Below are 23,392 nucleotides of genomic sequence, written 5' to 3' on the forward strand. Positions count from 1 at the left end.
CCCCATGAATGCGATCCGTCGCCTGTCGGCCGCCATCTGTCTGTCCTCCTTCTGTCTCTCCCCCCTGCTGGCCCACGCCGGTGAAGTCGAAGTGCTGCACTGGTGGACCTCCCCCGGTGAGAAGCGCGCTGCCGAAACCCTGAAGAAACTCGTCGAAGCCAAGGGGCACACCTGGAAGGACTTCGCCGTCGCCGGTGGCGGTGGTGAAGCGGCCATGACCGTGCTGAAGACCCGCGCCGTCTCCGGCAATCCCCCGGCCGCCGCGCAGATCAAGGGGCCGGACATCCAGGAGTGGGGCGAGCTGGGGCTGCTCGCCGACCTCAACGACGTCGCCGCCGAAGGCAAGTGGGACCAGCTGCTGCCGCCGCAGGTGGCGCAGATCATGAAGTACAAGGGCGACTACGTGGCCGTGCCGGTCAACGTGCACCGGGTGAACTGGCTGTACATCAACCCGGAAGTCTTCAAGAAGGCCGGCGCCACGCCGCCGACCACCCTCGATGAATTCTTCGCCGCCGCCGACAAGCTCAAGGCCGCCGGCTTCACGGCGCTGGCCCACGGCAGCCAGCCCTGGCAGGACGGCACCCTGTTCGAGAACCTGGTGCTCAGCAAGATGGGCCCGGAGGGCTATCGCAAGGCCTTCGTCGAACTGGACAAGGAAACCCTCACCGGCGCGCCGATGGCCGACGTCTTCGCCGCGCTGAAGAAGCTGCACGGCTACGTTGACGCCGACGCCGCCGGCCGCGAGTGGAACGTCGCCACCGGCATGGTCATCAATGGCAAGGCCGGCATGCAGATCATGGGCGACTGGGCCAAGAGCGAGTTCACCGCCGCCGGCAAGGTGGCGGGCAAGGACTACCAGTGCCTGCCGTTCCCCGGCACGCAGAATGCCTTCGACTACAACATCGATTCCCTGGTGATGTTCAAGCTGAGCAACGAGGAGAACCGCAAGGCCCAGGAAGACCTGGCGCGCGCGGTGCTCGACCCGTCCTTCCAGAAGGACTTCAGCCTGAACAAGGGCTCGATCCCGGTGCGCCTGGACGTCGACATGACGCCCTTCGACAGCTGCGCCCAGCAGTCGATGAAGGACTTCAAGGCCGCCTCCGCCAGCGGCAACCTGGTGCCAAGCATGGCTCACAGCATGGCCGCCTCCAGCTATGTGCAGGGCGCGATCTTCGACGTGGTCACCAACTTCTTCAACGACCCCGCCGCCGACCCGCAGAAGGCCGCGCAGCAACTGGGCGCCGCCATCCAGGCCGCCGCGCAGTAAGGCGCTCGCCGGCTCCGTCGCGGAGCCGGCCTCTCTCCCCAACTGAACGACTCCGGGCCGCCATGGCAGCCCGGGTGGGCTCACTCATCCTCGAGAAAGCAGATGGCGACCCGATCTCCGACTTTCACTCCCGCCGCCGCGCCCCGCGCTTCGCTGCTCGATGGCCTGCAGGCCTGGCTGCCGAAGCTGGTGCTGGCCCCGAGCATGCTCGTGGTGCTGGTCTGCGTTTACGGCTACATCGGCTGGACGCTGCTGCTGTCCTTCACCAACTCACGCTTCATGCCCGCCTACAGCTGGGCCGGGCTGACCCAGTACCTGCGCCTGTGGGACAACGACCGCTGGTGGGTGGCGAGCAAGAACCTGCTGCTGTTCGGCGGCCTGTTCATCGGCGTCTGCCTGGTGCTCGGGGTGTTCCTCGCGGTGCTGCTGGACCAGCGCATCCGTCGCGAAGGCTTTATCCGCACGGTGTACCTGTACCCCATGGCGCTGTCCATGATCGTCACCGGCACCGCCTGGAAGTGGCTGCTCAACCCCGGCCTGGGCCTGGACAAGCTGCTGCGCGACTGGGGCTGGACCGGCTTTCGCTTCGACTGGCTGGTGGACCCGGAGCGAGTCGTCTACTGCCTGGTGATCGCCGCCGTGTGGCAGGCCTCGGGCTTCGTCATGGCGCTGTTCCTCGCCGGCCTTCGCGGAGTCGATCCGGCCATCGTGCGCGCCGCCCAGGTGGACGGCGCGAGCCTGCCGACCATCTACCTGCGCATCGTCCTGCCAAGCCTGCGCCCGGTGTTCTTCAGCGCACTGATGATCCTCGCGCACATCGCCATCAAGAGCTTCGACCTGGTCGCCGCGATGACCGCCGGCGGCCCGGGTTACTCCTCCGACCTGCCGGCGATGTTCATGTACGCCCACACCTTCACTCGCGGCCAGATGGGCCTGGGCGCGGCCAGCGCGATGCTGATGCTGGGCGCTGTACTGGCCATCGTCGTGCCGTACCTGTACTCCGAACTGCGGGGTAAGCGCCATGCATGACTCGACTCTGAAACCGTCGTTCAGCCTGAGCCGCCTGGCGGTGCACGCGACCCTCTGGGGCGCGGTGGCGCTGTACGTGATCCCTTTGCTGGTGATGCTGCTGACCAGCTTCAAGTCGCCCGAGGACATCCGGAACAGCAACCTGCTGGCACTGCCGGACGTGTTCACCGTGGTTGGCTGGGTGAAAGCCTGGGGCGCGGTGGGCGACTACTTCTGGAACTCGGTGAAGATCACCGTGCCGGGCGTGCTGATCTCCACCTTCATCGGCGCCATGAACGGCTACGTGCTGTCGATGTGGCGCTTCCGTGGCTCGCAGCTGTTCTTCGGTGCGCTGCTGTTCGGCTGCTTCCTGCCGTTCCAGGTGATCCTCCTGCCGATGTCCTTCACCCTCGGCAAGCTCGGCCTGGCCAACACCACCACGGGCCTGGTGATGGTGCACTGCATCTACGGCCTGGCCTTCACCACGCTGTTCTTCCGCAACTACTTCGTGGCGATCCCGGATGCGCTGGTGAAGGCCGCGCGCCTGGACGGCGCGGGGTTCTTCACCATTTTCCTGCGCATTCTGATGCCGATGTCCACCCCCATCGTGATGGTTTGCCTGATCTGGCAGTTCACCCAGATCTGGAATGATTTCCTCTTCGGTGTGGTGTTCGCCAGTGGCGATGCACAACCGATCACGGTGGCTCTGAACAACCTGGTGAACATCAGCACGGGCGTGAAGGAATACAACGTCGACATGGCGGCCGCGATGATCGCGGCGCTGCCCACGCTGGTGGTCTACGTACTGGCCGGCAAGTACTTCGTGCGCGGGCTCACTGCCGGCGCCGTCAAAGGTTGAGGTAAGCACCGATGTCCACCCTTGAACTGCACAACCTGCACAAGTCCTACGGCGCAGGCCTGGCGGACACCCTGAAGTCGATCAACCTGTCGATCGAGTCGGGCGAGTTCCTGATCCTGGTCGGCCCTTCCGGCTGCGGCAAATCCACCCTGATGAACTGCATCGCCGGGCTGGAGAACGTCACCGGCGGCGCCATCCTGGTGGACGGCCAGGACATCAGCGGCATGAGCCCGAAGGATCGCGACATCGCCATGGTGTTCCAGTCCTACGCGCTGTACCCGACCATGAGCGTGCGCGAGAACATCGCTTTCGGCCTGAAGATCCGCAAGCTGCCGAAAACCGAGATCGATGCCGAGGTGGCTCGCGTGGCCAAGCTCTTGCAGATCGAGCACCTGCTCGAACGCAAGCCCTCGCAGCTCTCCGGCGGCCAGCAGCAGCGCGTGGCCATGGGCCGGGCGCTGGCGCGGCGGCCGAAGATCTACCTGTTCGACGAACCGCTGTCGAACCTCGACGCCAAGCTGCGCGTGGAGATGCGCACCGAGATCAAGCTGATGCACCAGCGCCTGAAGACCACCACGGTGTACGTGACCCATGACCAGATCGAGGCCATGACCCTGGGTGACAAGGTGGCGGTGATGAAGGACGGCATCGTCCAGCAATTCGGCACACCGCAGCAGATCTACAACGACCCGGCGAACCTGTTCGTCGCCAGCTTCATCGGTTCGCCGCCGATGAACTTCATCCCGCTCAAGGTCCAGCAGCAGGGCGGCCGGCTGGTCGGCCTGCTGGACAGCGGCCAGGACCGCTGCGAGCTGCCGCTGCAACTGGAGGCCGGGCTGATCGACGGCCGCGAGCTGATCCTCGGCGTGCGCCCGGAACAGGTGCAGCTGGCCAGCGATGGCGCCAACGGTCCCAGCGACCTGCGCGCCGAGGTCGAGGTGGTCGAGCCCACCGGCCCGGACACCCTGGCCTTCGTCACGCTCAATGGCGCCAAGGTCTGCTGCCGCCTCGCGCCGGACCAGGCGCCCCAGCCGGGCGCGTCCCTGCAGCTGCGCTTCGATCCTTCCCGCGCGCTGCTGTTCGACGCGCAGAGCGGCGAGCGCCTGCGCGCCGAGCCGCGCGGCGACGGCGCGAACAAGGTGACGCCGCTGGCCCGCCAGAAGCATTCCTGAAACACCCTTGCCTGTAACTACGCTAGAAACCAAGACAACGAGGACGCTGGAGATGCACAAGAACAACAAGAACCGGCCTGCAGCACGAACCCTGGGCTGCCTGCTCGCACTGGGTTGCGCGGGCAACGTCGCGCATGCCGCCGATGCCTTCTCATCCGAGTCCAAGTGGGGCCTGGGTGACTGGGGCGGCAAGCGCACCGAGCTGCTGGAGAAGGGCTACGACTTCAAGCTCGACTACGTCGGCGAGGCCGCCAGCAACCTGGGCGGCGGCTACGACCAGCACACCACGGCACGCTACTCCGACCAGTTCGCCCTCGGCACCCACCTGGACCTGCAGAAGATCCTTGGCTGGGATGCCACCGAGTTCCAGCTGACCGTCACCGAGCGTAGCGGCCGCAACCTCTCCAACGACCGTATCAGTGACCCGCGTGCCGGGCAGTTCAGCTCCGTGCAGGAAGTCTGGGGCCGAGGCCAGACCTGGCGCCTGACGCAGATGTGGATCAAGCAGCAGTACTTCGACGGCGCGCTGGACGTGAAAGTCGGCCGCTTCGGCGAGGGCGAGGACTTCAACAGCTTCCCCTGCGATTTCCAGAACCTGGCCTTCTGCGGCTCGCAGGTGGGCAACTGGGTCGGCGGCATCTGGTACAACTGGCCGGTCAGCCAGTGGGCGGCCCGCGTGAAGTGGAACTTCAACGACGAGTGGTACGCCCAGGTCGGCGCGTACAACCAGAACCCGTCGAACCTGGAAACCGGCAACGGCTTCAAGCTCAACGGCAGCGGCACCAAGGGCACCATCCTGCCGGTGGAGCTGGTGTGGATGCCCAAGGTCGGCGCCCAGCAACTGCCCGGCGAGTACCGCCTGGGCTACTACTACAGCACGGCCGAGGCCGACGACGTGTACGACGACGTCAACGGCAACCCGCAGGCGCTCACCGGCGAGCCGGCCAAGACCCACAGCGGCAAGCACGGCTGGTGGGTGGTGGCGCAGCAGCAGGTCACCGCCCATGACGGCGACACTTCGCGCGGCCTGAGCCTGTTCGCCAACTTCACCGTGCACGACAAGGCCACCAACACCGTCGACAACTACCAGCAGCTCGGCGTGGTCTACAAGGGCCCGTTCGACGCGCGGCCCAAGGACGACATCGGCTTCGGCGTGGCGCGCATCCACGTCAACGACGACGTGCAGGATCGCCAGCGCCTGGTGAACCAGGTCAACGGCATCGACGACTACGACAACCCGCTGTACCAGCCCATCCAGGACACCGAGTACAACGCCGAGCTGTACTACGGCGTGCATGTGACCAATTGGCTCACCGTGCGGCCGAACCTGCAGTACATCCGCCATCCGGGCGGCGTGGACGAGGTCAACAACGCCGTGGTGGCCGGCCTGAAGATCCAGTCCAGTTTCTGATTGCTCCCTGGTGCGAACCTGGCCCGTCCTTGCGACGGGCCTTTTTTTCCAGCGTCTAAGGGTCTGTGTGCGGATTGAGTGGACGGCCTTTGGTAGCAGATTCTCTGCCTGCCCCTGGTGGGCGCCAGCTTTTGTAGGGCGCATAACGCGGCAGCGTTATCCGCCGCGCGGGCCGGCGGATAACCTGTTCCAGGTTATGCGCCCTACGGTGCAGGGCTTCGGGGCCAAGCGATTCGCGAGCAAGCTCGCTCCTACAGAAATATGAATCCCAGGTGGTTAAGGGGCCTTTTTCATTGGCGTGGGCGCTGCGCGTGACTAGGCTTTGCGGTTAGAATCGCCGCCTTTTCTGTAAGATGTAGTGAAACTACAGAGATCTTCACGCCCCGGAATGTCCGGGCAGGGATTGGATCAGGACATCCGGACAATGCTCGAGCATCCGCTGCAGCGCTTTTTTCATTCCATGCGGGGCAAGCGCCCCTTCGACTGGGTGCGCTTCCAGCGTCGCGACCTGCTGCTCATCGATCACCCGCAGTGCCAGGCGGTGTTCAGCCGCCAGGGCGCGCAACTGCTGCACTTCCAGCCGCGCGGCGCGCGCCCGCTGCTGTGGTGTTCGAGCCAGTGGCCGAGCCTGAGCACGGCGCCGATCCGCGGTGGTATTCCGGTCTGCTGGCCCTGGTTCGGCAGCCACCCGGTGGAAGCCGACTGGCCGCAGCACGGCTGGGCGCGCCAGCGCGAGTGGCGCATGCTCGATGCCTGGGCCGACGACAGCAAGGTGGTGGTCAGCTGGCAGCTGGATATCGAGGACTGGCACGTGCGCCTGGAAGCGCGCCTTGGCCAGGACCTGGACATCGAACTCTCCAGCTACCACGAGGATGACAGCGACTGTCTCTTCAGCTTCGCCCTGCAGCCTTACTGGCGCGTGGGTTCGTTGCGCCGCTCGGTGGTCCATGGGATGGAGCTGGACGGCAAGGCCAGCGGCCTGCCCAACACCTGGGCTCCCCGTGGCGCGGTCAAGCAGGTGCTCTACAACACCGGTTCCCTGGTGCTGGAGGATGCCGGCTGGCAGCGGCGCCTGCGCATCGACAAGAACACCAGCGCCGGCAGTGTCATCTGGCACCCCGGCAGCCGGGCGGTGGAACAGGTGGAGCCGGGTGAAGCGGAGCGCTTCCTGTGCATCGGCGCCGCCGGCTATCGCGCCGGCGGGCTGATTCTTGCCCAGGGCGAGCGGATGCTGCTGAATCTGCGGGCCGGATTGATCTGACCCGGATTGGTTTCGCGCACTCTTACCTGGGCGGTGCGTCGGAACACACTTGTAGGAGCGGGCCATGCCCGCGATCGCGCGTATGGTGTGCTCCTGCAGAGTCTTGGGAAGAGAGGTGAGCGGACAGCCTCACCGAGGCCATCCGCAGGACGAGGGGCGCGCCCTCAGGACGGTTGCTGCGGAGTACCCAGCAGCGACTTGCCGGTTTTCTTCTGCCGCTTGGCCATGCGTTTTTCGTGCGCGGTTTTCAGCGGCTTCTTCTTCGCCTGTTTCTTCGCGTCGAGACCTTTCACGAGCCTGTCCTCCAACGGGACGCCCTCGGGCCGAGAGCTGACTGCTTCAGCATAGTCCCGTGGCAGGCGGCTGTTCAGCCGGCGGTCAGGCGCTCCAGCTCGCGGCGCACCATGTTGGCGTAGTGCGGCGGGCTCAGCCGGTACAGCTCGCCGGCCACCCAGGGCAGCCAGCGGGCGCCGAGCTGGTCGCGTTCGGCCAGCAGGCGCCGGGCTTCGGCTTCGGCGCGCTGGGCGTTTTCCTGGTGGTAGTCGGCACGGCTCATCGGCGGTTCTTCGGTGCAACGTCAGGTCTTGGCGCAGCTCAGAGTCTGCGGATCAATGGTGATGCTGGCCAGCGGCTTGGCGTCGCTGCCGGCGTACTCGTGGGTGACGCTCAGGTGGTGCTCGCGGAAGCGCTGCAGCAGGTCGGGCTGCTCGCAGGTGGTGCCTTCGAGCTGCTTCTTCAGCCCGTTCTCGAACTTGGCGCGGGCACCCAGGTCCATGGCGTCCAGGCGCAGGTTGGAGATGGCGTAGCGGTAATACAGCATCTTCTTCGCCGGGTCGAGCTGCACGCTGTTGAGGGTGGTCACCTTGTCTACCTGGCGTGGCAGGTTGGACTTGGTCACCTGGTCGAAATAGTCCGCCGATTCCTTGAGGAATTTCGCTTCTTCGGGAGTGTCTTCGGCGTGGACGGCAAGGCTGGTGAGCAACAGGAAGGGCAGGGCGAGACGGGCAAACGGCATGGGAGATTCCTGTACGGCTGATGGGGTTGGCTCAGTAGGTGCGACCGCCGGAAAGCGGGCTGGGTTCGGCCGGGAGTGTCGTGACGGCACGCATGGTCAGTGAGTGTAGAGCACCACCAGCGGCTGGCTTCTCGCAGGGCGATTCTTTTGCGAGTAGGCTTGCCCCCGTTCTTTCCTCCACCTTTTCCGCAGGTCCGCAGTCCCGCCATGATCGAACTGACCCAGGTCGACCTCCGCACCGATCCCGCCGCGCAGCGCGTGGTGAAGGACGAAACCGTCACCGTCGAATTCGCTGCGGTGGCCGGCGAATTGATGAGCCTCGAAGGCCCGAACCTTTATGCAGTCGGCGACGCGATCATCAGCGGCGCGACCGGCGAGCGCTGGGTCGTTTCCCGCGAGCGCTTCGATCCGAAGTACCGGCCCGCCGAAGCCGCGCTCACCCACGGCGAGCCGGGTGCCTACCGCAACATCCCCAGCCCGGTGCTGGCCCGGCGCATGGACGAACCCTTCACCCTGCTGCGCTCGGCCGGTGGCGACCGCCTCACCGGTGCCGCTGGCGACTGGGTCATGCAATACGCCCCCGGCGACTACGGTGTGGTGAAGGCCGAGCGCTTCGCCAAGGTCTATCGCCTGGCCGACTGAAACCGCCTCCGCACTGGCTTCCACGCCCCGCCAGCGGCTATGGTCTGTGCTGGCGGGCGCTCTGCGTCGCGCTTTTGTTGCAACTTTGCCGGCGTTGCGCAGGTCCACCCTGCAGCCCGCCGGCGAGCGGGACGCTCATCGGGAGGACGGTGCGGGATGCGATTCATGGACATGCGCGGGCTCAGTCTGGGGCCCTGGAAGCTGATCAGCCTGACGGTGAAGGAGTTCCTCGACGACGAGATGCCCACCTATGCCGCCGCGCTGGCGTACCAGGGGCTGTTCTCGCTGTTTCCCTTCCTGCTGTTCCTCATCGCGCTGCTGGGCTTCCTGCACCTGCCGGAGTTCTTCGACTTCCTCCGCCAGCAGGCCGACTACGTGCTGCCGGCGCAGGCGCTGGATCAGGTCAACCCGGTCATCGACCAGTTGCAGCAGCGCCAGGGCGGGCTGCTGTCCATCGGTATTGTGGTGGCGCTGTGGTCGTCCTCGGCGGCGGTGCGTTCGCTGATGATCGCGCTCAACGCCGCCTACGATGTGCGCGAAGCACGCCCGGCGTGGAAGCGCATCCCGCTGTCGCTGTTCTACACCTTCGGCCTGGTGGCGATGCTGATGCTGATCGCCGCGCTGATGATCCTCGGGCCCCAGGTGATGGGCTGGATCGCCGCCAAGGTGGGCCTGGAGGACTTCGTGGTGATCCTCTGGAGCATCCTGCGCTGGCCGGTGATCGTGCTGCTGATGATGATGGCGGTGGCGATCATCTACTACGTCACGCCCAACGTGCAGCAGAGATTCCGCTTCATCACCCCCGGCTCGGTGCTCGCCGTGGTGCTGTGGATTTCCGCCTCGCTGGGCTTTGGCTACTACGTGAAGAACTTCGCTGACTACAACGCCATGTACGGCAGCGTCGGGGCGATCATCGTGCTGCTGCTGTACTTCTACATCTCGTCGGCGGTGCTGCTGCTGGGCGCGGAACTCAATGCGGTGATCGAGCACCATCTGCCCCACGGCAAGGACGAGGGCGAGAAGACCTTCGAGCAGGCCGCTCCGGCGCCCGATGAGGGCTAGGGCTGGGCCGGCTGGCCGGCGACGGCGGGTGGCTCGCTGAGTAGCGAGTTGACCAGTGCGGTGGCCTTCTCGAACGATGGGTAGCCGCTCCTGGCGACGTCCAGGTTGCCGTAGTCCTCAAGATACTGCCGGGCCTTGGCCGGGTCGGCCTGCTCGACCAGGAAGGGCTCGGACCAGATCTTGTAGAGCAGCGCCACGGCGTAGGGCTGGCCGGCGTCGGCGGCCTTCTCCAGCAGCGGCAGCACCTCGTCCACCTGCGGGCCTTCCTTGATCTTCAGCAGCGCCAGGTAGAAGCTCGCCTCGCCGCGCACGTCCTTTTCCATGGAACGGGCGAGCAGCGCCTCGGCCAGCTCGTAGTTGGCCAGGTCGCCGCTGGCGATCAGCAGCTTCGCCTGCAGCATGTCGTTCTGGTAGAGCAGGTGCTCCTGCCGGCAGGCCTCGCCGCTCAGTGGCTCGTCGCAGGAGTTGCTGGCGTTCGTCGAGCAACCGGCGAGCAGCAGCGGCAGGGCCAGGGCGGCCAGCAGGTAAGGTATGTGTTGCTTGCCCATGCAAGTCCCTCGGGAGCGGATGTCAGGGTTCGACCGGTCGGTGGGCGCGCCGGTTCTGCTCATTGGCGAAAAGCATAGCCTCTGCCCGTCAGAGAGCTTCGAAACCAGGCAGGCGCGGCAGGCGCTCGATGAGGAAATCGATCAGCGCACGGGTCCGGGCCGGCAGAAAAAGCCGCGAAGGATACAGCAGACTGGCCTCCTGGGTAGGCCCGCGCCACTCCGGAAGGAGGCGTTGCAGGCTGCCGTCGGCCAGCAGGTCGGCCACCAGCCAGGCCGGCGTCAGACCGAAGCCGGCGCCCAGGCAGTAGCTCTCGCGGATCGCCAGGGAGCTGTTCACCGTGTAGCGGCTGCGTGTGGCGAGGTTCAGCTCGCGCCCGTCGGCGTGACGCAGCAACAGGTTCTGCCCGGCGTCGAGCCAGGCGAAGCGCAGGTAGTCGGCCAGCGGCAGGTCGTCGGGAGCCTGCAGCCCGGGCTGCCGCGCAAGCCATGCCGGGGCGGCCACCAGATAACGCGGCGAGCGCGCCAGCGGGCGGGCGATCAGTTGGTCCGGCAGTTCGCCGCCCAGGCGCAGGGCGAGGTCGATGCCTTCTTCGGCGAGGTCGACGAAGCGGTCGTTGAGCAGCAATTCCACCTCGACCTCCGGGTGCAACTGCATGAACTCCAGCAGCAGCGCATTCAGGCGCAGCACGCCCAGGCTCACCGGTGCGCTGACCCGCAGGCGGCCGCGCACCTGCTCGGTCTCGCCACGGGCCTCGCTGACGCCCTCGGCGTAGCTTTCCAGCGTCTGCCGAGCATGCTCGTAGAAGCGCCGGCCCTGTTCGGTGGGCTGCACGCGGGTGGTGCTGCGGATCAGCAGTTGCGCGCCGACCTGCCGCTCCAGCGCTGCCATGGTCTTGCTCACCGTCGGCTGGCTGCTGCCGGACTCGCGGGCCACGGCGGATAGGCTGCCCAGCTCCACGGCGCGGACGAAACAGTGCAACGCCTTGAGAGTATCCATGTCCTATTCGTTTATCGAATGACGGGTCTGCAAATATGCCGTCTACCGCCGTGATTGGGAATGGCCGAGCCTGTGGTCATCCCATCACCGATCTCGAGGAATGCCATGAAACGACTGCTGCTCGCCGCCCTGATCACCCTGGCCCTGCCGCTGGCGCAGGCCGAAGAAGGACACTGGCAGGCGACCTGGAGCGCCAGCCCGCAACGCACCTGGGGCAAGGAAGTACCGCTGCCGCTGGGTGTGCCGTCGGTGATCGGCAACCACACACTGCGGCAGAGCGTGAAGCTCAGCCTGGGTGGCCAGCGCGTGCGCATCGCGCTGTCCAACGCCTATGGCAGCCAGCCGGTGGCCATCGGTGGTGTCGCCGTCGCACGCGCCGCGCCCGCCGGCCAGCTCGATGGCCCGAGCCGCCGCCTCACCTTCGCCGGTCAGCCCACGGCGTACATCGCATCGGGCGCCGAGCTGCTGAGTGATCCGCTGGACCTCGCCGTTCCGGCGCTGGGCGAACTGGCCGTGTCGATCTATCTACCGCAGACCACCGCCATCGAAAGCTTCCACTGGGACGGCAAGCAGCGCGTCTACGGTGGCCCGGGCGAGCAGCTCGACGCCGCGCGCCTGCCGGCGGACGGCAAGATGGAGGCGCGGTTGTTCCTCGCCGACGTGCTGGTGGAGAGTTCCGAAGTGCGCCCGGTGGTGGCGGTGCTCGGCGACTCGATCACCGATGGTCGTGGTGCCAGCCTGGACGGCAACCAGCGCTGGCCGGACCTGCTGGCGCAGCGGCTGGCGTCGCGTGACGTGGGTGTGATCAATGCCGGCATCTCCGGCGCGCGCCTGCTCTCCGACGGCATGGGGCAGAGCGCCCTGGTGCGCTTCCAGCGCGACGTGCTGGGCAAGCCGGGTGTGAAGGCGGCCATCGTGGCGCTGGGGATCAATGACATCTCCTGGCCCGGCAGTACCTTCGCGCCGAACAACCCGCTGGTGCAGTACGAGGACCTGGTCGCCGGTTACCGCCAGCTGATCGCCCAGGCCCATGTGCGTGGTGTGCGTCTCATCGGCGCGACCCTTCTGCCGTTCGAGCGTGCGCTCAGCGGGTCGCCCATCGAGAACTATCACGCCGCCAACAAGGAAGCGCTGCGCCAGCGGGTTAACCAGTGGATTCGCGAGAGCGGCGAGTTCGATGCGGTGGTGGACCTGGATGCGCACCTGCGCGATCCCGCCCATCCGCTGCGCCTGCTGCCGGCCTACGACAGCGGCGACCACCTGCACCCCAACGATGCGGGGAACCGGGCGATGGCCCAGAGCGTGGATATCGATGCGTTGCTCAAGGGCATCCTGTAGGAGCGCCCTGCGGGCGCTGATCGCGGGCATGGCCCGCTCCTGCAAGTTCCACGCACCACACCTGTAGGAGCGAGCCGGGTCAACTCAACTGCCGAACACCGGCCCGACGCTGTCGTCGTCCATGCCGCGCTCCAGCTTGATCTTCAGCGCCAGGTCGGTGCGCGAGTCGGCGAACTTCAGCGCATCGCTCACGCTCACGCGGCCTTCCTCGAGCAATTTGTAGAGGCTCTGGTCGAAGCTCTGCATGCCGCTTTCCAGCGCGCGCTCCACCGCGCCCTTGAGCTCGGGCAGTTCATCGCGCTGGATGATGCCGCGGATGTGTGGCGTGCCGAGCACCAGCTCTACAGCTACGGCGCGGCGCTGGTGGGTGCCGGGTACCAGGCGCTGGCCGACCAGCGCGAGGATGTTCTGCGACAGGTCGGCCAGCACCTGCGGGCGCGCCTCGTCGGGGAAGAAGCGGGTGATGCGCTCGATGGCGTGGCGGCAACTGGTGCCGTGCAGGGTGGCGACGCACAGGTGGCCGGTCTCGGCGTAGTGCAGGGCGTGCTGCATGGTGGCGGCATCGCGGATCTCGCCGAGCATGATCACGTCCGGTGCCTCACGCAGCACGTTGCGCAGGGCGTCTTCGTAGCTGTGGGTGTCCAGGCCCACCTCGCGCTGGTCGATGATCGACTTCTTGTGCGTGTGGAGGAACTCGATGGGGTCCTCGATGCAGACGATGTGCCCGGAACGGTGGCGGTTGCGGAAGTCCAGCATGCTCGCCAGGGTCGTCGACTTGCCCGCGCCGGCCGCGCCGATCACCAGGATCAGCCCGCGATCCTGCATGGCCAGCTTGTCGAGGATCGACGGCAGGCCGAGGGAGGTGACGTCGGGGATCACCTGCTTGATCAGGCGTACCACCATGGCCACTTCGCCACGCTGGTAGTAGATGTTCGCGCGGAAGCGCCCGACGTCCGGCACGCTCAGCGCCAGGTTCATCTCCAGGTCGCGCTCGAAATCCTGGGCCTGCGCCGGCGACATCAGTTGCCAGGCCAGGGTCTTCACTTCGCCGTTCTGCAGCACGCGGTCATCCGCCGGCTGGCTGTGGCCTTCGGCCTTCAGGTGCGGCGGCGCGCCGACACTGAAGAACATGTCCGAGCCGCCACGCTCGGGCAGCAGGCGCAGGTACTGGATGACGTCGGGGAGGGGAGTGTCGCTCATGGGATCGTCCTTCGATGGCGAGGGTGCGCATCTGCATTGAGCCTAGCTGCAATGCCGGACGGGAGCCTAGGGGAGGCTGCGACACGCCGTGTTGACGTGCCGCAGGGAAGCACCTCAGGTCGACAGCTGGTTGGCGAACTGGCCGACGGCGTTGACCACGCGCTGGGCGCTGTCCTGGATCTCGATGATCACCGTACCGGCCTGCCCGGACAGCTCCAGGCCCAGCTCGGCCTGCTGCTTGCCGCGGTCGATCATGGCCACGGCCTGACCCGCCAGGTGCTGGTTCTGCTCCACCACGCGGGTGATTTCCTCGGTGGCAGCGCTGGTGCGCGAGGCGAGCTGGCGCACCTCGTCGGCGACCACCGCGAAGCCGCGTCCCTGGTCGCCCGCGCGGGCGGCTTCGATGGCGGCGTTGAGGGCCAGCAGGTTGGTCTGGTCGGCGATGCTGCGGATGCTCTGCACCAGCGCGCCGATGGCCTGGGACTGGCGGTCCAGTGCCTCGATGCCCTGGGCGGCCTCCTGCATGCGATCCGCCAGCTCGCGCATCACATCCACGGTCTGTTGCACCACGGCCGCACCCTTGGTGGCGCTGTCGTCAGTGGTCTGCGAGGTGTCGAAGGCAATGGTCGCCGCCTGCGCGACGGCGTTCTCGCGGTGCACCTGTTCGGTGATCACGGTGGCGAACTTCACCACTTTGTAGAGGCGGTCGTGGGCGTCGATGATCGGGTTGTACGAGGCCTCCAGCCAGACTTCGTGGCCGCGGCTGTCGAGGCGCTTGAAACGGCCGGTGACGAATTCGCCACGGCGCAGCTTGGCCCAGAAGGCGTCGTAGTTCGACGAGTTGTATTCGGCCGGCTCGCAGAACATCCGGTGATGCTTGCCCTGGATCTGCGTCAGGCTGTAGCCCATGGCGTTGAGGAAGCGGTCGTTGGCGGCGAGCACTTCGCCCTGCAGGTTGAATTCGATCACCGCGGTGGAACGTTGCAGCGCTTCGATCAGATTCTCGTGCTCGCGGGAGTTCTCGATGGTGCGGGTCAGGTCGCTGGCGTAGATCGAAAAGCGCTGAATCTTCCCGGCGCTGTCGTGCACCGGCTGCAGGATCGAGCGCAGCCAGGCTTCCTCGCCGTCGCCGCGCAGCAGGCGAATGACTCCGGCCAGGTGCTCGCCGCGTTCGATGGCGTGCTTCACCTTCAGGTGGAAGTCCAGCCCGCGTACATGGTCGGGAATCAGGTCGAGTAGCGGGCGGCCCTTGAGCTGTTCGCCGCGGTGGAGCATTTCCTTCTCGAAGTTGGCATTCACCGACTCGATGCGCCCTCGGGGGTCGAGGAACAGCACGAGCATTTCCTCGTCGAGGCTGGCGCGGATCTCTTCGATGGAAGCGAGTTCTTCACGCAGGGTGGCGATTTCCTGCTTCAGACGCGAGTTGAACATGCGAGGGCTTTCTCTAGTGGTGAGGCACGAAGGCTGCTGCCGATTCGTTTCACCCATTGCATCGGCCGATCCAGCCGCGACTTTAGCCCCGGATGAATCGGCGTAGCCCCCATGCCACAAGGCCTGGCGCCAGTTTTCAGGCGGTACTGGTCACATCCTGACTGCTGGCGATGGCGGCGCGCAGCTGGTCGGTGTCCAGCGGCTTGTGCAACAGCTGGCTGCCGCTGGCGGCGGCCTCGCGCAGGCGCTCGGGGGAGGTGTCGCCGGTGATGATCAGCGCCGGCACCTCTCCCAATTGCCCGCGCGACAGGTAGCTGCGGATGCGGCGGACGGCGTCGGCGCCGGTCTGGCCCTCACCCAGGCGGTAGTCGCTGAGGATCAGGTCCACGGGCGCGCGGCCAGTGTGGCTGGCCTCGATATGCCGCTGGCAGGCGAGCAGGGCGCTGGTGCCGGGATAGACGCGATGGCCCCAGACCTCCAGCAGGCTGCACAGCGCGTGCAGCACGTCGACTTCGTCCTCCACCACCATGATGCCCAGGCCGGGCCCGCGGGCGGCCGTCGGCAGCGGCAGGGGCGGAGCCTGCAACGGCGCTTCGGCCACTGGCACGCGCAGGCTGAAGCAGGTGCCCCGGCCGGCCTCGGAGGTCAGCGCCAGCGGATGCCCGAGCAGCCGCGCGGTGTGGCGCACGATGGCCAGGCCCAGGCCGAGCCCCTGCTTGCGGTCGCGCTCGGCGTTATGCAGCTGGACGAACTCGTCGAAGATCACCTCCTGCTGGCTGGCATGGATGCCGACGCCGGTGTCGATCACCTGGATCTCCAGCTCGTCGCCGCGGCGCCGGCAGCCCAGCAGCACACTGCCCTTGGGCGTATAGCGGAAGGCGTTGCTCAGCAGGTTGTCGAGGATGCGCTTGAGCAGCAGCGGGTCGCTGTCCACCCACAGCCGGCTGTCCTGGACCCGCCAGCGCAGGTTGTGCTCGCTGGCGGTGCCGGCGAATGCCTCGCGCAGGTCGGCGAACAGCTTGTGCAGCGAGATCGGCTCGCGCGCCACCGGCACCACGCCGGCGTCCAGGCGCGAGATATCCAGCAGGCCGTTGAGCAGGTCGCTCAGGTTGCCGAGCATGGCGCGCAGGCGCGAGGCGATATCGCGCGCCTGGCGGGCATCGACGGGGCCGCGCTCGGCGAGGGCGGAGAGCGCCCCGACGAACAGCCCGAGGGCGTGGATCGGCTGGCGCAGGTCGTGGCTGGCGGCGGCGAGGAAGCGCGTCTTGGCCTGGTCGGCAGCGCGGGCGCGGTCGCGCTGCTCGCGCAGATCGTGCACCAGCTCGGAGTTTTCCTGACGCAGGCGGATTGTCTCGCACAGGCTGCGGTAGGTCACCCGGCTGTAGTACAGGTTGACCGCGGCCAGGCAGACGATGAAGAAGCTGTAGGTGGTGTGCTGTTCATCGGCAATGCTCAGGCAGCGTACCAGCATGGGCAGCAGCATGGCGGTGAGCGAGCCGATGTAGGCCGGCGGAAAGGCCGACAGCGAGGGCACCGCGCCGCACACCAGGCCCGTGAGCACGATGCAGGTGAAGGCGAACAGCTGCGGATCGCCATGGGCGAAGCCGGCCCAGCCCAGCCATCCCCAGAGCAGGCTGCTGGCCCAGGACAGCAGCGTATTGCTCCACAACCATTTTTCTTCCCGCGTGCGCGCCGGGGCTTGCCGGAAGTACGTGCGTGCCAGGACAATCCGCCCCAGCGTGAGCGCGTAGAGCGCGACCAACCAGAAGACCATCGTCGTCGGCGACAGGGCGTTGCGGAAGATGTACAGCACCGGCAGGGGTATCACCAGGTTGGCAAAGAGCACGGCGTAGGACTGGCGGAACAAGAGATCGACCAGATCGCGCTGCTGCAGGCTGTTGTGCATATCCGGAATGCCTCAGGGAGACGAAAGATGGACGGGAAGCGCGAAATGCGGGTGGTCATCGCCGATGACCACGGCATCGTAAGGGACGGCTTGCACCTGCTGCTGTCGACCCAGGACGGCATCCAGGTGGTGGGCGAGGCGGGGGACGGCATGCGCCTGCACGCCCTGCTGGAAGAACAGGGCGCGGACCTGCTCCTGCTCGACCTGAACATGCCCGGCCTCAACCGGCTGCAGTTCATCCACGAACTGCGCCAGCGTCACCCCCGGCTGAAGATACTGGTGCTCACCGCCAACACGGAAACGGCCACGGTGCGCTCGGTGCTCGACGCCGGCGTACATGGCTACCTGAGCAAGAACGATGATACCGGCGAGCTGCTCGAAGCCATCGATGCCCTGCGCGGCGGCCGGCACTTCCTGGCGCACAGCCTGCGCGTCCTGCTGGACAGCCCGAACGCGCGCGCCCCGGTTGATTCCAGCCTGCTGTCGGCCGTGGAACTGACCAGGCGCGAGCGGCAGATTCTCATCCTCGCCGCCCAGGGGCACAGCGCGCGGGAAATCGCCGAGCACTTCAGCATCAGCCCGCTGACCGTGCGCAAGCACCGCGAAAACCTCATGCGCAAGCTCGACTTGCACAGCCCAGCGGAGCTGGCTGCCTTCGCCGTGCGCCTGGGGCTGCCCAGCGCCTGAGTCGAACCTGTGCCTTGCCTGCGTGCGCATGCGGCGCGTCCCGTGGGTGAATCTTCTGGCAGAGACTAGCGTCCCACACGCCGGGAAAAAATACGGCAACTGCCGTATGTGCCCGGCCGCCCGCGCTGCTTAACCTTTCCCGTCACGGACCAGACGCCGCCTCGATTAGCGCCGGCCGACACCCGATCAAGGGAAGGATCACACCATGACACTGCCTGCCTACTGGGCCTCGTTCGCCGTGGCGACGCTGGCCTTCGCCTGCATGCCGGGCCCGGCCATCCTCTACATGACTTCGCAGACCCTCGCTCACGGCCGCCGCGCCGGCCTGCACGCCGCGCTGGGCATTCACCTGGGTTGCTACGCACACATCCTCGCCGCCAGCGCCGGCCTCGCCGCACTGCTGCACCACGCGCCGAACCTGTACCTCACGCTGAAGCTGGCCGGCGCGGCCTACCTGATCTGGCTTGGCGGCACGATGATCTTCGGCCGGCGCCGCCTGCTCGGGAACGAGCAGGGCGCAGGTGAGGCACGGCCGAAGGTGCTGCGCGACAGCATCATCGTCGAGGTGCTCAACCCCAAGACGGCGCTCTTCTTCCTGACCTTCCTGCCGCAGTTCGTCGACCCGACCGCGAGCCTGCCGGTGGGCCTGCAGTTCTTCATCCTCGGGATGATCGTCAACCTGGTGTTTTCCACCGCCGACGTGCTCGCCGTGCTGTTCGCCTCGCTGTTGCTGGGCGCACTGGGCAAGGGACGCGGACAACGGCTGATGCCGCGGGTGTGCGGGTCGATTCTGGTAGGGCTGGGCGTGATGCTGGTGGCGCGGGGCGGGCCGGTGTGACGCGGGGATCTGGAGCGCAAAGCAGAGCAGGCGCCGCCCCCGGAAAAGGGCGCGGCGCGGGCGAAGTGGATCAGTCCTCGCGGCTGGTCACTTCCACCAGGTGGTAGCCGAACTGGGTCTTCACCGGACCCTGGACGACGTTCAGCGGGGCGCTGAACACGACCTGGTCGAACTCGCGAACCATCTGGCCCGGGCGGAAGGTGCCCAGGTCGCCGCCGCTGCGGCCGGACGGGCAGGTGGAGTTGTCGCGCGCCACCTGGGCGAAGTCGGCGCCGCCTTCGATGGCGGTTTTCAGTTCATTGCACTTGGCTTCGCTGGAAACCAGGATGTGACGGGCGGATGCACGGGCCATGGGATAACTCCTGAACAGGCAGTAGGAAAGGGCGAAGCCTAGCCGATTCCAGGCTCGAACCCAATGCTGTTGGCCAAGCGGTACGGCGTTCCCCTGCAGGAGCAGGCAATGCCCGCGATCGCGCGGGTGGCGCGCTCCTACAGGTTAAGCCCGGCGCCCGCGCTTCGGGATATCAGGCCTTGCCGCCCAGCACTTCGCTCAGGTGCTGCTGATAACGCACCACATCATTCTCGATGTTCGGGCGCTTCATCACGTCCACGCAGAGGAAGGTCGGCAGCGGGCTCATGCCGAGGAACTGGTTGGCCTTGTGGAAGGGGAAGTACACCGCGTCCACGCCCTTGCCCTCGAAGAAATCGGTCGGGTCGTCGAAGGCCTGCTGCGGCGCGTTCCAGGTGGCCGAGATCATGTACTGCTTGCCCTGCAGCAGGCCGCCGCTGCCGTACTTCTGCGAGGCGTCGGAGCGGGTGCGGCCGTCGTTGGCGTAGAGGCTGCCGTGGCCGGCGGTGAACACCTCGTCGAGGTACTGCTTGACGGTCCAGGGCGCGCCCATCCACCAGCCGGGCATCTGGTACACGATGACGTCGGCCCAGAGCATCTTCTGCACTTCTTCCTGAATGTCGTAGCCGCCGTCGATGAAGGTTTCCTTCACGTCGAAACCGGCGTGGTCCAGATGCGCGATGGCGGCTTCATGCAGGGTCGCGTTGTAGCGGCCATCGGAGTGGGCGAACTGCTTGCCGCCATTGATCAGCAGGATCTTTTTCATGGTGTGGGCCCTGAGGTGAGAAATTGGATGGCGGCAGAATATCGAGCGCAGCGGGACGGAAAAACCCGTTCTCGGACAAATGATCCGTGCGTGAGAATCAAGAATGAAGAGGATTGATTTGCGTCAGGATTAGGCAATCTTTTCGCCCCCCAGGAGCCAATCCGATGTACGCCTTCACCCTCCAGGCCACACCCTTCCGGAAAAATCCCAGGCCTTCGAGGACCTGTTCCGTACCTACCTCATCCCCAGCCGCGCCGAGGAAGGCTGCATCCAGTACCACATGCTGCGCGACGCCAGAGACCCGACCCTGTTCACCTTCTTCGAGGTCTGGCAGAGCCGCGAGCACCTGGCCATCCACTCCTCGCTACCGCACATGCGCGAGTTCCACGAGCGGCGCATGGAATACCTGCGCCGCGATTTCGATATTCAGGAAGTCGAGGTCATGCAGCCGCGCTGACCGGCGCTCAGGCCACCACCTGGTTACGCCCGGCTTCCTTGGCCTTGTAGAGGTTGGCGTCCGCCGCATCGATCAGCGCCTGCAGGCTGTCCGCCGGTGTGTCCGAGGTGCTGGCCACACCGATGCTGATAGTCACCACGCCGCGCTGGCTCTTTTCGTGGGGCAGCGCGGTTTCCTCCACGTCGCGGCGGATCGATTCGGCGACCTGGGCGGCGGCGGCGCTGTCGCAGCCGGGGAGGATCATCACGAACTCCTCGCCGCCGTAGCGCGCCGCGCCGTCTTCCTCGCGGCGGCAGCCCTTGCGCACCAGGTGCGCGACATTGATCAGCGCCAGGTCGCCGCGCGGGTGGCCGTAGTGGTCGTTGTAGGCCTTGAACTGGTCGATATCCATCATCAGCACCGCCAGGTGGCCATCCCCGGCACGGCGGCGCTGCCATTCGTGCTGCGCCTTCTCATCGAACCAGCGACGGTTGTGCAGGCCGGTCAGCGGGTCGGTGTCGGCCTGGATGCGCAGCTTGTTCTCCTTGGCATTGCGGCGCTTCAGGTGGCGGGTCAGGCGGTAGGCGAAATAGATGGTCGCGGCATTGATCGCCAGCAGCAGGCCCGCGGTGATCCAGGTGCGCCCGGTCCAGGTGTGGAAGATTTCCTCGCGGCACAACTCCACCGAGACCACCGCCGGGTAATCGCCGATGCGCCGGTAGCCGCGCCAGTGGGCGCTGGCGCCGCCGATGCTCTCGTCGATCGCTTCGGCGCGGCCGGACGCGACAAAGTCATGGAAGGTGCCGCTCTCGTCCTCGTGCATGGGGTGCTGCGGCGGCCATTGCGTCAGCGGTGTGCCGTCGAGCAGGCGAATGGCGACCACGCCGCGTTGGCCCAGGTCGAGGCCGTGGACGAAGGCGTCCAGGTGATGCAGGTCCTTGATCGCCACGGCCACGCCCTGGAACTGACCGTCCTTGCCGACGATGGCGCGGCTGAGCGCGATGCTCGGCCCCGAGCCGGGATAGGACGGCAGGAACGGGTGGCTGAGGTAGAGATGCCCCGGGTTGGCGCGCTGCGCGGTGAAGTACTCGCGGGCCGACAGGTCGCGGCGGGTTTCGCCGGCATGGTTGAGGTCCACCAGCAACTGCCCCTTGGCGTTGGTCACCACCAGGGTGCCGGACTGCAGCGCGCCCGCCGCGTGCCCCTGTACCAGTTCCTGCAGCACCTGCTGGGTCATGGCCGGTGTGCTGGGGCCGGTGATGACATTGGCGAGGGTCTGCAACGTCTGCGCGTGGACGTCGAGGTCGCGGTGGAATTCACGCTCCACCAGCAGCAGGGTGTTGGTGCCGCTGGCGCGGGCGTACATCAGCGCGTCCTGCTTCATCTGCAGCATGTGCCAGCCGGCCAGCAGCGTGGCGAGCACGGCCAGGAGGAAGGTCAGGGCGAAGACATGCAGCGGTTTGAGCACGATGCCCACCTCCCGGGCGATTCAGGATTCATTCAGGTACCTGAATTGTCCGTGCTGGCGCGCGGCCTTCAATCGCAGTCCCGGACTCCCTTGTCCTATGTCAGGCGCGTCACGATTTCTTTTGCGGCGGGGTGGTGGCAAACGTTGCCGGTTTTTTCCGCAAAGGGAACCGGAACGTCCCGGCCGCAGCCAAACGCCGAGAAATCACGCATCATTGAGCCCTTTTCGACCATCGGAGCCATCCATGCCCAGCCAGTCGTTCCTTCCGCGTAGCCTGTTGTTGTCGCTCGGCCTGCTGGCCGCCGCCAATGCCGGCGCGGCCGACCAGGATCAACTGCTCGAAGCTATCAACGCCTACCGTGGCGACGTGCAGTCCTGCGGTGGCCAGGCCTCCCAGGTGCTGCCGCCACTGTCGCCGGACCCGCGCCTGGCGCTGCCCGCTTCTGCGGGGGAGTGGAAGGCCGCGCTGAACCAGGCCGGCTACCCGATGAGCAGCGTGCGCATGCTCAGCCTCACCGGCCCGCGCGACGTGACGGCGGCCATGAAGGCGCTGCAGGAAAGCTTCTGCCAGGTGCTGCTGGACCCGCAGTTCGTCGATGTCGGCATCGTCCGCGAGGGTGATGACTGGCGCGTGCTGCTCGGCCGCCCGCTGCTGCAGGGCAAGCTGGGCACCTGGGAAGCCGAAGGCCAGCAACTGTTGCAGGCGATCAACGCGGCACGCGGCAAGGGCCGCCAGTGCGGCGGCCAGGCATTCGGCCCGGCCGCTGCGCTGAGCTGGAACGCCACTCTGGGCGGCACCGCCGAAGCCCACAGCCGCGACATGGCCAACAACAACTATTTCGACCACAAGGGCCGCGACGGCAGCACGCCGGGCGACCGCGCGGAACTGGACGGCTACGCCGGCCAGCGCATCGGCGAGAACATCGCCGCCGGGCAGGGCAACGCGCAGAAGGTGGTGGACAGCTGGCTGGCCAGCCCCGGGCATTGCGCCAACCTGATGAACCCGCAGTACAGCGAACTGGGCGCGGCCTACGCGGCGGACCCGAAGAGCGACGCAGGCATCTACTGGACGGCCATGTTTGGCTCGCCCTGAGCCGTCATCGACCGCCGCTGACGGCGTCGGCCTCGCCGCCCTGGCGCTTCACCTTCGCCGCGAGGATGGCCGACTCGACCGCCGCCAGCGTGCCCGAGGCCGCGGGAAGTTCGAACACGCGGCTCTCGGCGAGGGTGGAGACGCGCTCGCCGCTGTCCAGGGTGAATTCCACGAACGCCAGGTGCTCCGACCAGGAGCGATAGCGCCGCACCATGAACAGGCTGTGGCGGCTGCGTACCGAGCTGATCTTCTCCAGGGCGATCTTCCGGTGGCTTTCCTGGCCGCAGAGCACCAGTTCGCCCTTGTCGATGAAGGCCGGTTCCGCCTTCGACACCCGCCGCCACTCCACGGCGAAGCGCCCGCCGAGCAGCAGCAGGCAGAGGGGCAGGGCGGAGAACAGGGGAACGACGCCGCTGAACATCTTGATCAGCGTGAAGGCGGCCATCGCCAGCAGGATCAGCAGCGTGGCGGCGCGGTAGAAATGGACGTTGTCGAACTCGGTCTGCGGCAAGAACCGGACTTCCATGTACCTGTTTCCTCGGCGACTGCAAAACATTTCCCAGCCAGACGTTTTAGCAGACCAGGCCATGCTTGCCACGCGAGACCGGTCACGCTGCGGGCTACGCGCAAAAGAAAAA

At 66.6% G+C, this 23,392-nt stretch carries 24 protein-coding genes and 2 pseudogenes; 13 read left to right on the plus strand and 13 right to left on the minus strand.

Annotated elements, in window-relative coordinates; genetic code table 11:
- Positions 1–4: 4 nt before the first annotated feature.
- The 6 genes from IB273_RS21635 to IB273_RS21660 all read left to right on the plus strand — a co-directional run bounded on the left by IB273_RS21635 (position 5) and on the right by IB273_RS21660 (position 6,978).
- The gene (locus IB273_RS21635; protein ID WP_192224988.1) at positions 5–1,267 is read left to right on the plus strand and encodes an ABC transporter substrate-binding protein; all 1,263 of its coding nucleotides are present in this window, start codon (positions 5–7) and stop codon (positions 1,265–1,267) included.
- A 102-nt stretch (positions 1,268–1,369) separates the two neighbouring features.
- Positions 1,370–2,296, plus strand: coding sequence for a carbohydrate ABC transporter permease (locus IB273_RS21640; protein ID WP_192224989.1), 927 nt, complete (start codon positions 1,370–1,372; stop codon positions 2,294–2,296).
- Complete coding sequence (locus tag IB273_RS21645; protein WP_192224990.1) at positions 2,289–3,134, plus strand: carbohydrate ABC transporter permease; 846 nt, start codon at positions 2,289–2,291, stop codon at positions 3,132–3,134. The genes IB273_RS21640 and IB273_RS21645 overlap by 8 nt, the downstream gene beginning before the upstream one ends.
- 11 nt (positions 3,135–3,145) lie before the next feature.
- Positions 3,146–4,306, plus strand: coding sequence for an ABC transporter ATP-binding protein (locus IB273_RS21650; protein ID WP_192224991.1), 1,161 nt, complete (start codon positions 3,146–3,148; stop codon positions 4,304–4,306).
- Between the two features lie 52 nt (positions 4,307–4,358).
- Positions 4,359–5,717, plus strand: a complete 1,359-nt coding sequence (locus IB273_RS21655) for a carbohydrate porin (RefSeq protein ID WP_081518039.1) — start codon at positions 4,359–4,361, stop codon at positions 5,715–5,717.
- A 424-nt stretch (positions 5,718–6,141) separates the two neighbouring features.
- Positions 6,142–6,978, plus strand: a complete 837-nt coding sequence (locus tag IB273_RS21660) for a D-hexose-6-phosphate mutarotase (RefSeq protein ID WP_081518040.1) — start codon at positions 6,142–6,144, stop codon at positions 6,976–6,978.
- Between the two features lie 164 nt (positions 6,979–7,142).
- Here the strand turns inward: IB273_RS21660 and IB273_RS31655 are convergent, their stop codons facing one another.
- From IB273_RS31655 to IB273_RS21670, 3 genes are all read right to left on the minus strand, one after another.
- On the minus strand, positions 7,143–7,271 hold the full coding sequence (locus IB273_RS31655) for a hypothetical protein (protein ID WP_017516671.1): 129 nt from the start codon (positions 7,269–7,271) through the stop codon (positions 7,143–7,145).
- A 74-nt stretch (positions 7,272–7,345) separates the two neighbouring features.
- Positions 7,346–7,534 carry a hypothetical protein gene (locus tag IB273_RS21665; protein WP_081518041.1) on the minus strand — a complete coding sequence of 63 codons (189 nt, stop codon included), beginning with the start codon at positions 7,532–7,534 and terminating at the stop codon, positions 7,346–7,348.
- A gap of 21 nt (positions 7,535–7,555) precedes the next feature.
- Entirely contained in the window at positions 7,556–7,993 is a 438-nt protein-coding gene (locus IB273_RS21670; RefSeq protein WP_081518042.1) for a hypothetical protein, read from the minus strand.
- A gap of 207 nt (positions 7,994–8,200) precedes the next feature.
- Between IB273_RS21670 and IB273_RS21675 the strand changes: the two genes are divergently transcribed.
- Together IB273_RS21675 and IB273_RS21680 are read left to right on the plus strand one after the other, a co-directional pair.
- Positions 8,201–8,635, plus strand: coding sequence for a PGDYG domain-containing protein (locus IB273_RS21675; RefSeq protein WP_192224992.1), 435 nt, complete (start codon positions 8,201–8,203; stop codon positions 8,633–8,635).
- A 156-nt stretch (positions 8,636–8,791) separates the two neighbouring features.
- Positions 8,792–9,697 (plus strand): YihY/virulence factor BrkB family protein, encoded by a 906-nt coding sequence (locus IB273_RS21680; RefSeq protein ID WP_192224993.1) that lies wholly within the window; start codon positions 8,792–8,794, stop codon positions 9,695–9,697.
- Here the strand turns inward: IB273_RS21680 and IB273_RS21685 are convergent.
- Together IB273_RS21685 and IB273_RS21690 are read right to left on the minus strand one after the other, a co-directional pair.
- Positions 9,694–10,245, minus strand: a complete 552-nt coding sequence (locus IB273_RS21685; RefSeq protein ID WP_192224994.1) for a hypothetical protein — start codon at positions 10,243–10,245, stop codon at positions 9,694–9,696. The genes IB273_RS21680 and IB273_RS21685 overlap by 4 nt on opposite strands.
- A gap of 88 nt (positions 10,246–10,333) precedes the next feature.
- Positions 10,334–11,242, minus strand: a complete 909-nt coding sequence (locus IB273_RS21690; protein ID WP_192224995.1) for a LysR family transcriptional regulator — start codon at positions 11,240–11,242, stop codon at positions 10,334–10,336.
- A 105-nt stretch (positions 11,243–11,347) separates the two neighbouring features.
- Here IB273_RS21690 and IB273_RS21695 point away from each other — a divergent pair, with 105 nt between their 5' ends.
- Entirely contained in the window at positions 11,348–12,580 is a 1,233-nt protein-coding gene (locus tag IB273_RS21695) for an SGNH/GDSL hydrolase family protein (RefSeq protein ID WP_192224996.1), read from the plus strand.
- Between the two features lie 84 nt (positions 12,581–12,664).
- Here IB273_RS21695 and IB273_RS21700 read toward each other — a convergent pair whose 3' ends face one another.
- The 4 genes and pseudogenes from IB273_RS21700 to IB273_RS21710 form a co-directional block, all read right to left on the minus strand.
- Positions 12,665–13,780, minus strand: coding sequence for a PilT/PilU family type 4a pilus ATPase (locus IB273_RS21700; protein ID WP_081518047.1), 1,116 nt, complete (start codon positions 13,778–13,780; stop codon positions 12,665–12,667).
- 114 nt (positions 13,781–13,894) lie between these two features.
- Positions 13,895–14,455 carry a methyl-accepting chemotaxis protein gene (locus IB273_RS31985; protein WP_412548093.1) on the minus strand — a complete coding sequence of 187 codons (561 nt, stop codon included), beginning with the start codon at positions 14,453–14,455 and terminating at the stop codon, positions 13,895–13,897.
- Positions 14,435–15,268, minus strand: a pseudogene (locus tag IB273_RS31990) (PAS domain-containing protein); the annotation flags it as partial. The gene IB273_RS31985 and the pseudogene IB273_RS31990, both read right to left, overlap by 21 nt.
- Positions 15,269–15,347: 79 nt before the next feature.
- Positions 15,348–17,117, minus strand: a complete 1,770-nt coding sequence (locus tag IB273_RS21710) for a hybrid sensor histidine kinase/response regulator (protein WP_081518049.1) — start codon at positions 17,115–17,117, stop codon at positions 15,348–15,350.
- A 27-nt stretch (positions 17,118–17,144) separates the two neighbouring features.
- Between IB273_RS21710 and IB273_RS21715 the strand changes: the two genes are divergently transcribed.
- Together IB273_RS21715 and IB273_RS21720 are read left to right on the plus strand one after the other, a co-directional pair.
- Positions 17,145–17,804 (plus strand): response regulator, encoded by a 660-nt coding sequence (locus tag IB273_RS21715; RefSeq protein WP_218035506.1) that lies wholly within the window; start codon positions 17,145–17,147, stop codon positions 17,802–17,804.
- A gap of 205 nt (positions 17,805–18,009) precedes the next feature.
- The gene (locus tag IB273_RS21720) at positions 18,010–18,642 is read left to right on the plus strand and encodes a LysE family translocator (RefSeq protein ID WP_192224997.1); all 633 of its coding nucleotides are present in this window, start codon (positions 18,010–18,012) and stop codon (positions 18,640–18,642) included.
- Positions 18,643–18,712: 70 nt separating this feature from the next.
- Here the strand turns inward: IB273_RS21720 and IB273_RS21725 are convergent, their stop codons facing one another.
- Together IB273_RS21725 and IB273_RS21730 are read right to left on the minus strand one after the other, a co-directional pair.
- Positions 18,713–18,994 (minus strand): peptidylprolyl isomerase, encoded by a 282-nt coding sequence (locus tag IB273_RS21725; protein WP_017516439.1) that lies wholly within the window; start codon positions 18,992–18,994, stop codon positions 18,713–18,715.
- Positions 18,995–19,166: 172 nt separating this feature from the next.
- Positions 19,167–19,757 carry an NAD(P)H-dependent oxidoreductase gene (locus tag IB273_RS21730; RefSeq protein WP_192210195.1) on the minus strand — a complete coding sequence of 197 codons (591 nt, stop codon included), beginning with the start codon at positions 19,755–19,757 and terminating at the stop codon, positions 19,167–19,169.
- 164 nt (positions 19,758–19,921) lie between these two features.
- Here IB273_RS21730 and IB273_RS21735 point away from each other — a divergent pair.
- Positions 19,922–20,214: pseudogene (locus IB273_RS21735) on the plus strand (putative quinol monooxygenase).
- Between the two features lie 7 nt (positions 20,215–20,221).
- Here IB273_RS21735 and IB273_RS21740 read toward each other — a convergent pair.
- Positions 20,222–21,661, minus strand: a complete 1,440-nt coding sequence (locus tag IB273_RS21740) for a diguanylate cyclase (protein ID WP_318652494.1) — start codon at positions 21,659–21,661, stop codon at positions 20,222–20,224.
- A gap of 244 nt (positions 21,662–21,905) precedes the next feature.
- On the opposite strand from IB273_RS21740, the gene IB273_RS21745 reads away from it, so the two are divergent.
- On the plus strand, positions 21,906–22,754 hold the full coding sequence (locus IB273_RS21745) for a CAP domain-containing protein (RefSeq protein WP_081518053.1): 849 nt from the start codon (positions 21,906–21,908) through the stop codon (positions 22,752–22,754).
- Between the two features lie 4 nt (positions 22,755–22,758).
- Here IB273_RS21745 and IB273_RS21750 read toward each other — a convergent pair whose 3' ends face one another.
- Positions 22,759–23,280, minus strand: coding sequence for a hypothetical protein (locus IB273_RS21750; RefSeq protein WP_192224998.1), 522 nt, complete (start codon positions 23,278–23,280; stop codon positions 22,759–22,761).
- Between the last annotated feature and the right edge of the window lie 112 nt (positions 23,281–23,392).

This window comes from Pseudomonas sp. PDM19, from assembly GCF_014852215.1.
Lineage (GTDB): Bacteria > Pseudomonadota > Gammaproteobacteria > Pseudomonadales > Pseudomonadaceae > Pseudomonas.

What these genes read in the sequence shown, in the direction of transcription:
- IB273_RS21715 (WP_218035506.1), top strand. Translation starts at nt 17,145, where the DNA reads ATGGACGGGAAGCGCGAAATGCGGGTGGTCATCGCCGATGACCACGGC.
- IB273_RS21745 (WP_081518053.1), top strand. Translation starts at nt 21,906, where the DNA reads ATGCCCAGCCAGTCGTTCCTTCCGCGTAGCCTGTTGTTGTCGCTCGGC.
- IB273_RS21670 (WP_081518042.1), bottom strand. Translation starts at nt 7,993, where the DNA reads ATGCCGTTTGCCCGTCTCGCCCTGCCCTTCCTGTTGCTCACCAGCCTT.
- IB273_RS21655 (WP_081518039.1), top strand. Translation starts at nt 4,359, where the DNA reads ATGCACAAGAACAACAAGAACCGGCCTGCAGCACGAACCCTGGGCTGC.
- IB273_RS21640 (WP_192224989.1), top strand. Translation starts at nt 1,370, where the DNA reads ATGGCGACCCGATCTCCGACTTTCACTCCCGCCGCCGCGCCCCGCGCT.
- IB273_RS21720 (WP_192224997.1), top strand. Translation starts at nt 18,010, where the DNA reads ATGACACTGCCTGCCTACTGGGCCTCGTTCGCCGTGGCGACGCTGGCC.
- IB273_RS21695 (WP_192224996.1), top strand. Translation starts at nt 11,348, where the DNA reads ATGAAACGACTGCTGCTCGCCGCCCTGATCACCCTGGCCCTGCCGCTG.
- IB273_RS21675 (WP_192224992.1), top strand. Translation starts at nt 8,201, where the DNA reads ATGATCGAACTGACCCAGGTCGACCTCCGCACCGATCCCGCCGCGCAG.
- IB273_RS21690 (WP_192224995.1), bottom strand. Translation starts at nt 11,242, where the DNA reads ATGGATACTCTCAAGGCGTTGCACTGTTTCGTCCGCGCCGTGGAGCTG.
- IB273_RS21730 (WP_192210195.1), bottom strand. Translation starts at nt 19,757, where the DNA reads ATGAAAAAGATCCTGCTGATCAATGGCGGCAAGCAGTTCGCCCACTCC.
- IB273_RS21710 (WP_081518049.1), bottom strand. Translation starts at nt 17,117, where the DNA reads ATGCACAACAGCCTGCAGCAGCGCGATCTGGTCGATCTCTTGTTCCGC.
- IB273_RS21645 (WP_192224990.1), top strand. Translation starts at nt 2,289, where the DNA reads ATGCATGACTCGACTCTGAAACCGTCGTTCAGCCTGAGCCGCCTGGCG.
- IB273_RS21660 (WP_081518040.1), top strand. Translation starts at nt 6,142, where the DNA reads ATGCTCGAGCATCCGCTGCAGCGCTTTTTTCATTCCATGCGGGGCAAG.
- IB273_RS21725 (WP_017516439.1), bottom strand. Translation starts at nt 18,994, where the DNA reads ATGGCCCGTGCATCCGCCCGTCACATCCTGGTTTCCAGCGAAGCCAAG.
- IB273_RS21700 (WP_081518047.1), bottom strand. Translation starts at nt 13,780, where the DNA reads ATGAGCGACACTCCCCTCCCCGACGTCATCCAGTACCTGCGCCTGCTG.
- IB273_RS21750 (WP_192224998.1), bottom strand. Translation starts at nt 23,280, where the DNA reads ATGGAAGTCCGGTTCTTGCCGCAGACCGAGTTCGACAACGTCCATTTC.
- IB273_RS21650 (WP_192224991.1), top strand. Translation starts at nt 3,146, where the DNA reads ATGTCCACCCTTGAACTGCACAACCTGCACAAGTCCTACGGCGCAGGC.
- IB273_RS21680 (WP_192224993.1), top strand. Translation starts at nt 8,792, where the DNA reads ATGCGATTCATGGACATGCGCGGGCTCAGTCTGGGGCCCTGGAAGCTG.
- IB273_RS21665 (WP_081518041.1), bottom strand. Translation starts at nt 7,534, where the DNA reads ATGAGCCGTGCCGACTACCACCAGGAAAACGCCCAGCGCGCCGAAGCC.
- IB273_RS21635 (WP_192224988.1), top strand. Translation starts at nt 5, where the DNA reads ATGAATGCGATCCGTCGCCTGTCGGCCGCCATCTGTCTGTCCTCCTTC.
- IB273_RS21685 (WP_192224994.1), bottom strand. Translation starts at nt 10,245, where the DNA reads ATGGGCAAGCAACACATACCTTACCTGCTGGCCGCCCTGGCCCTGCCG.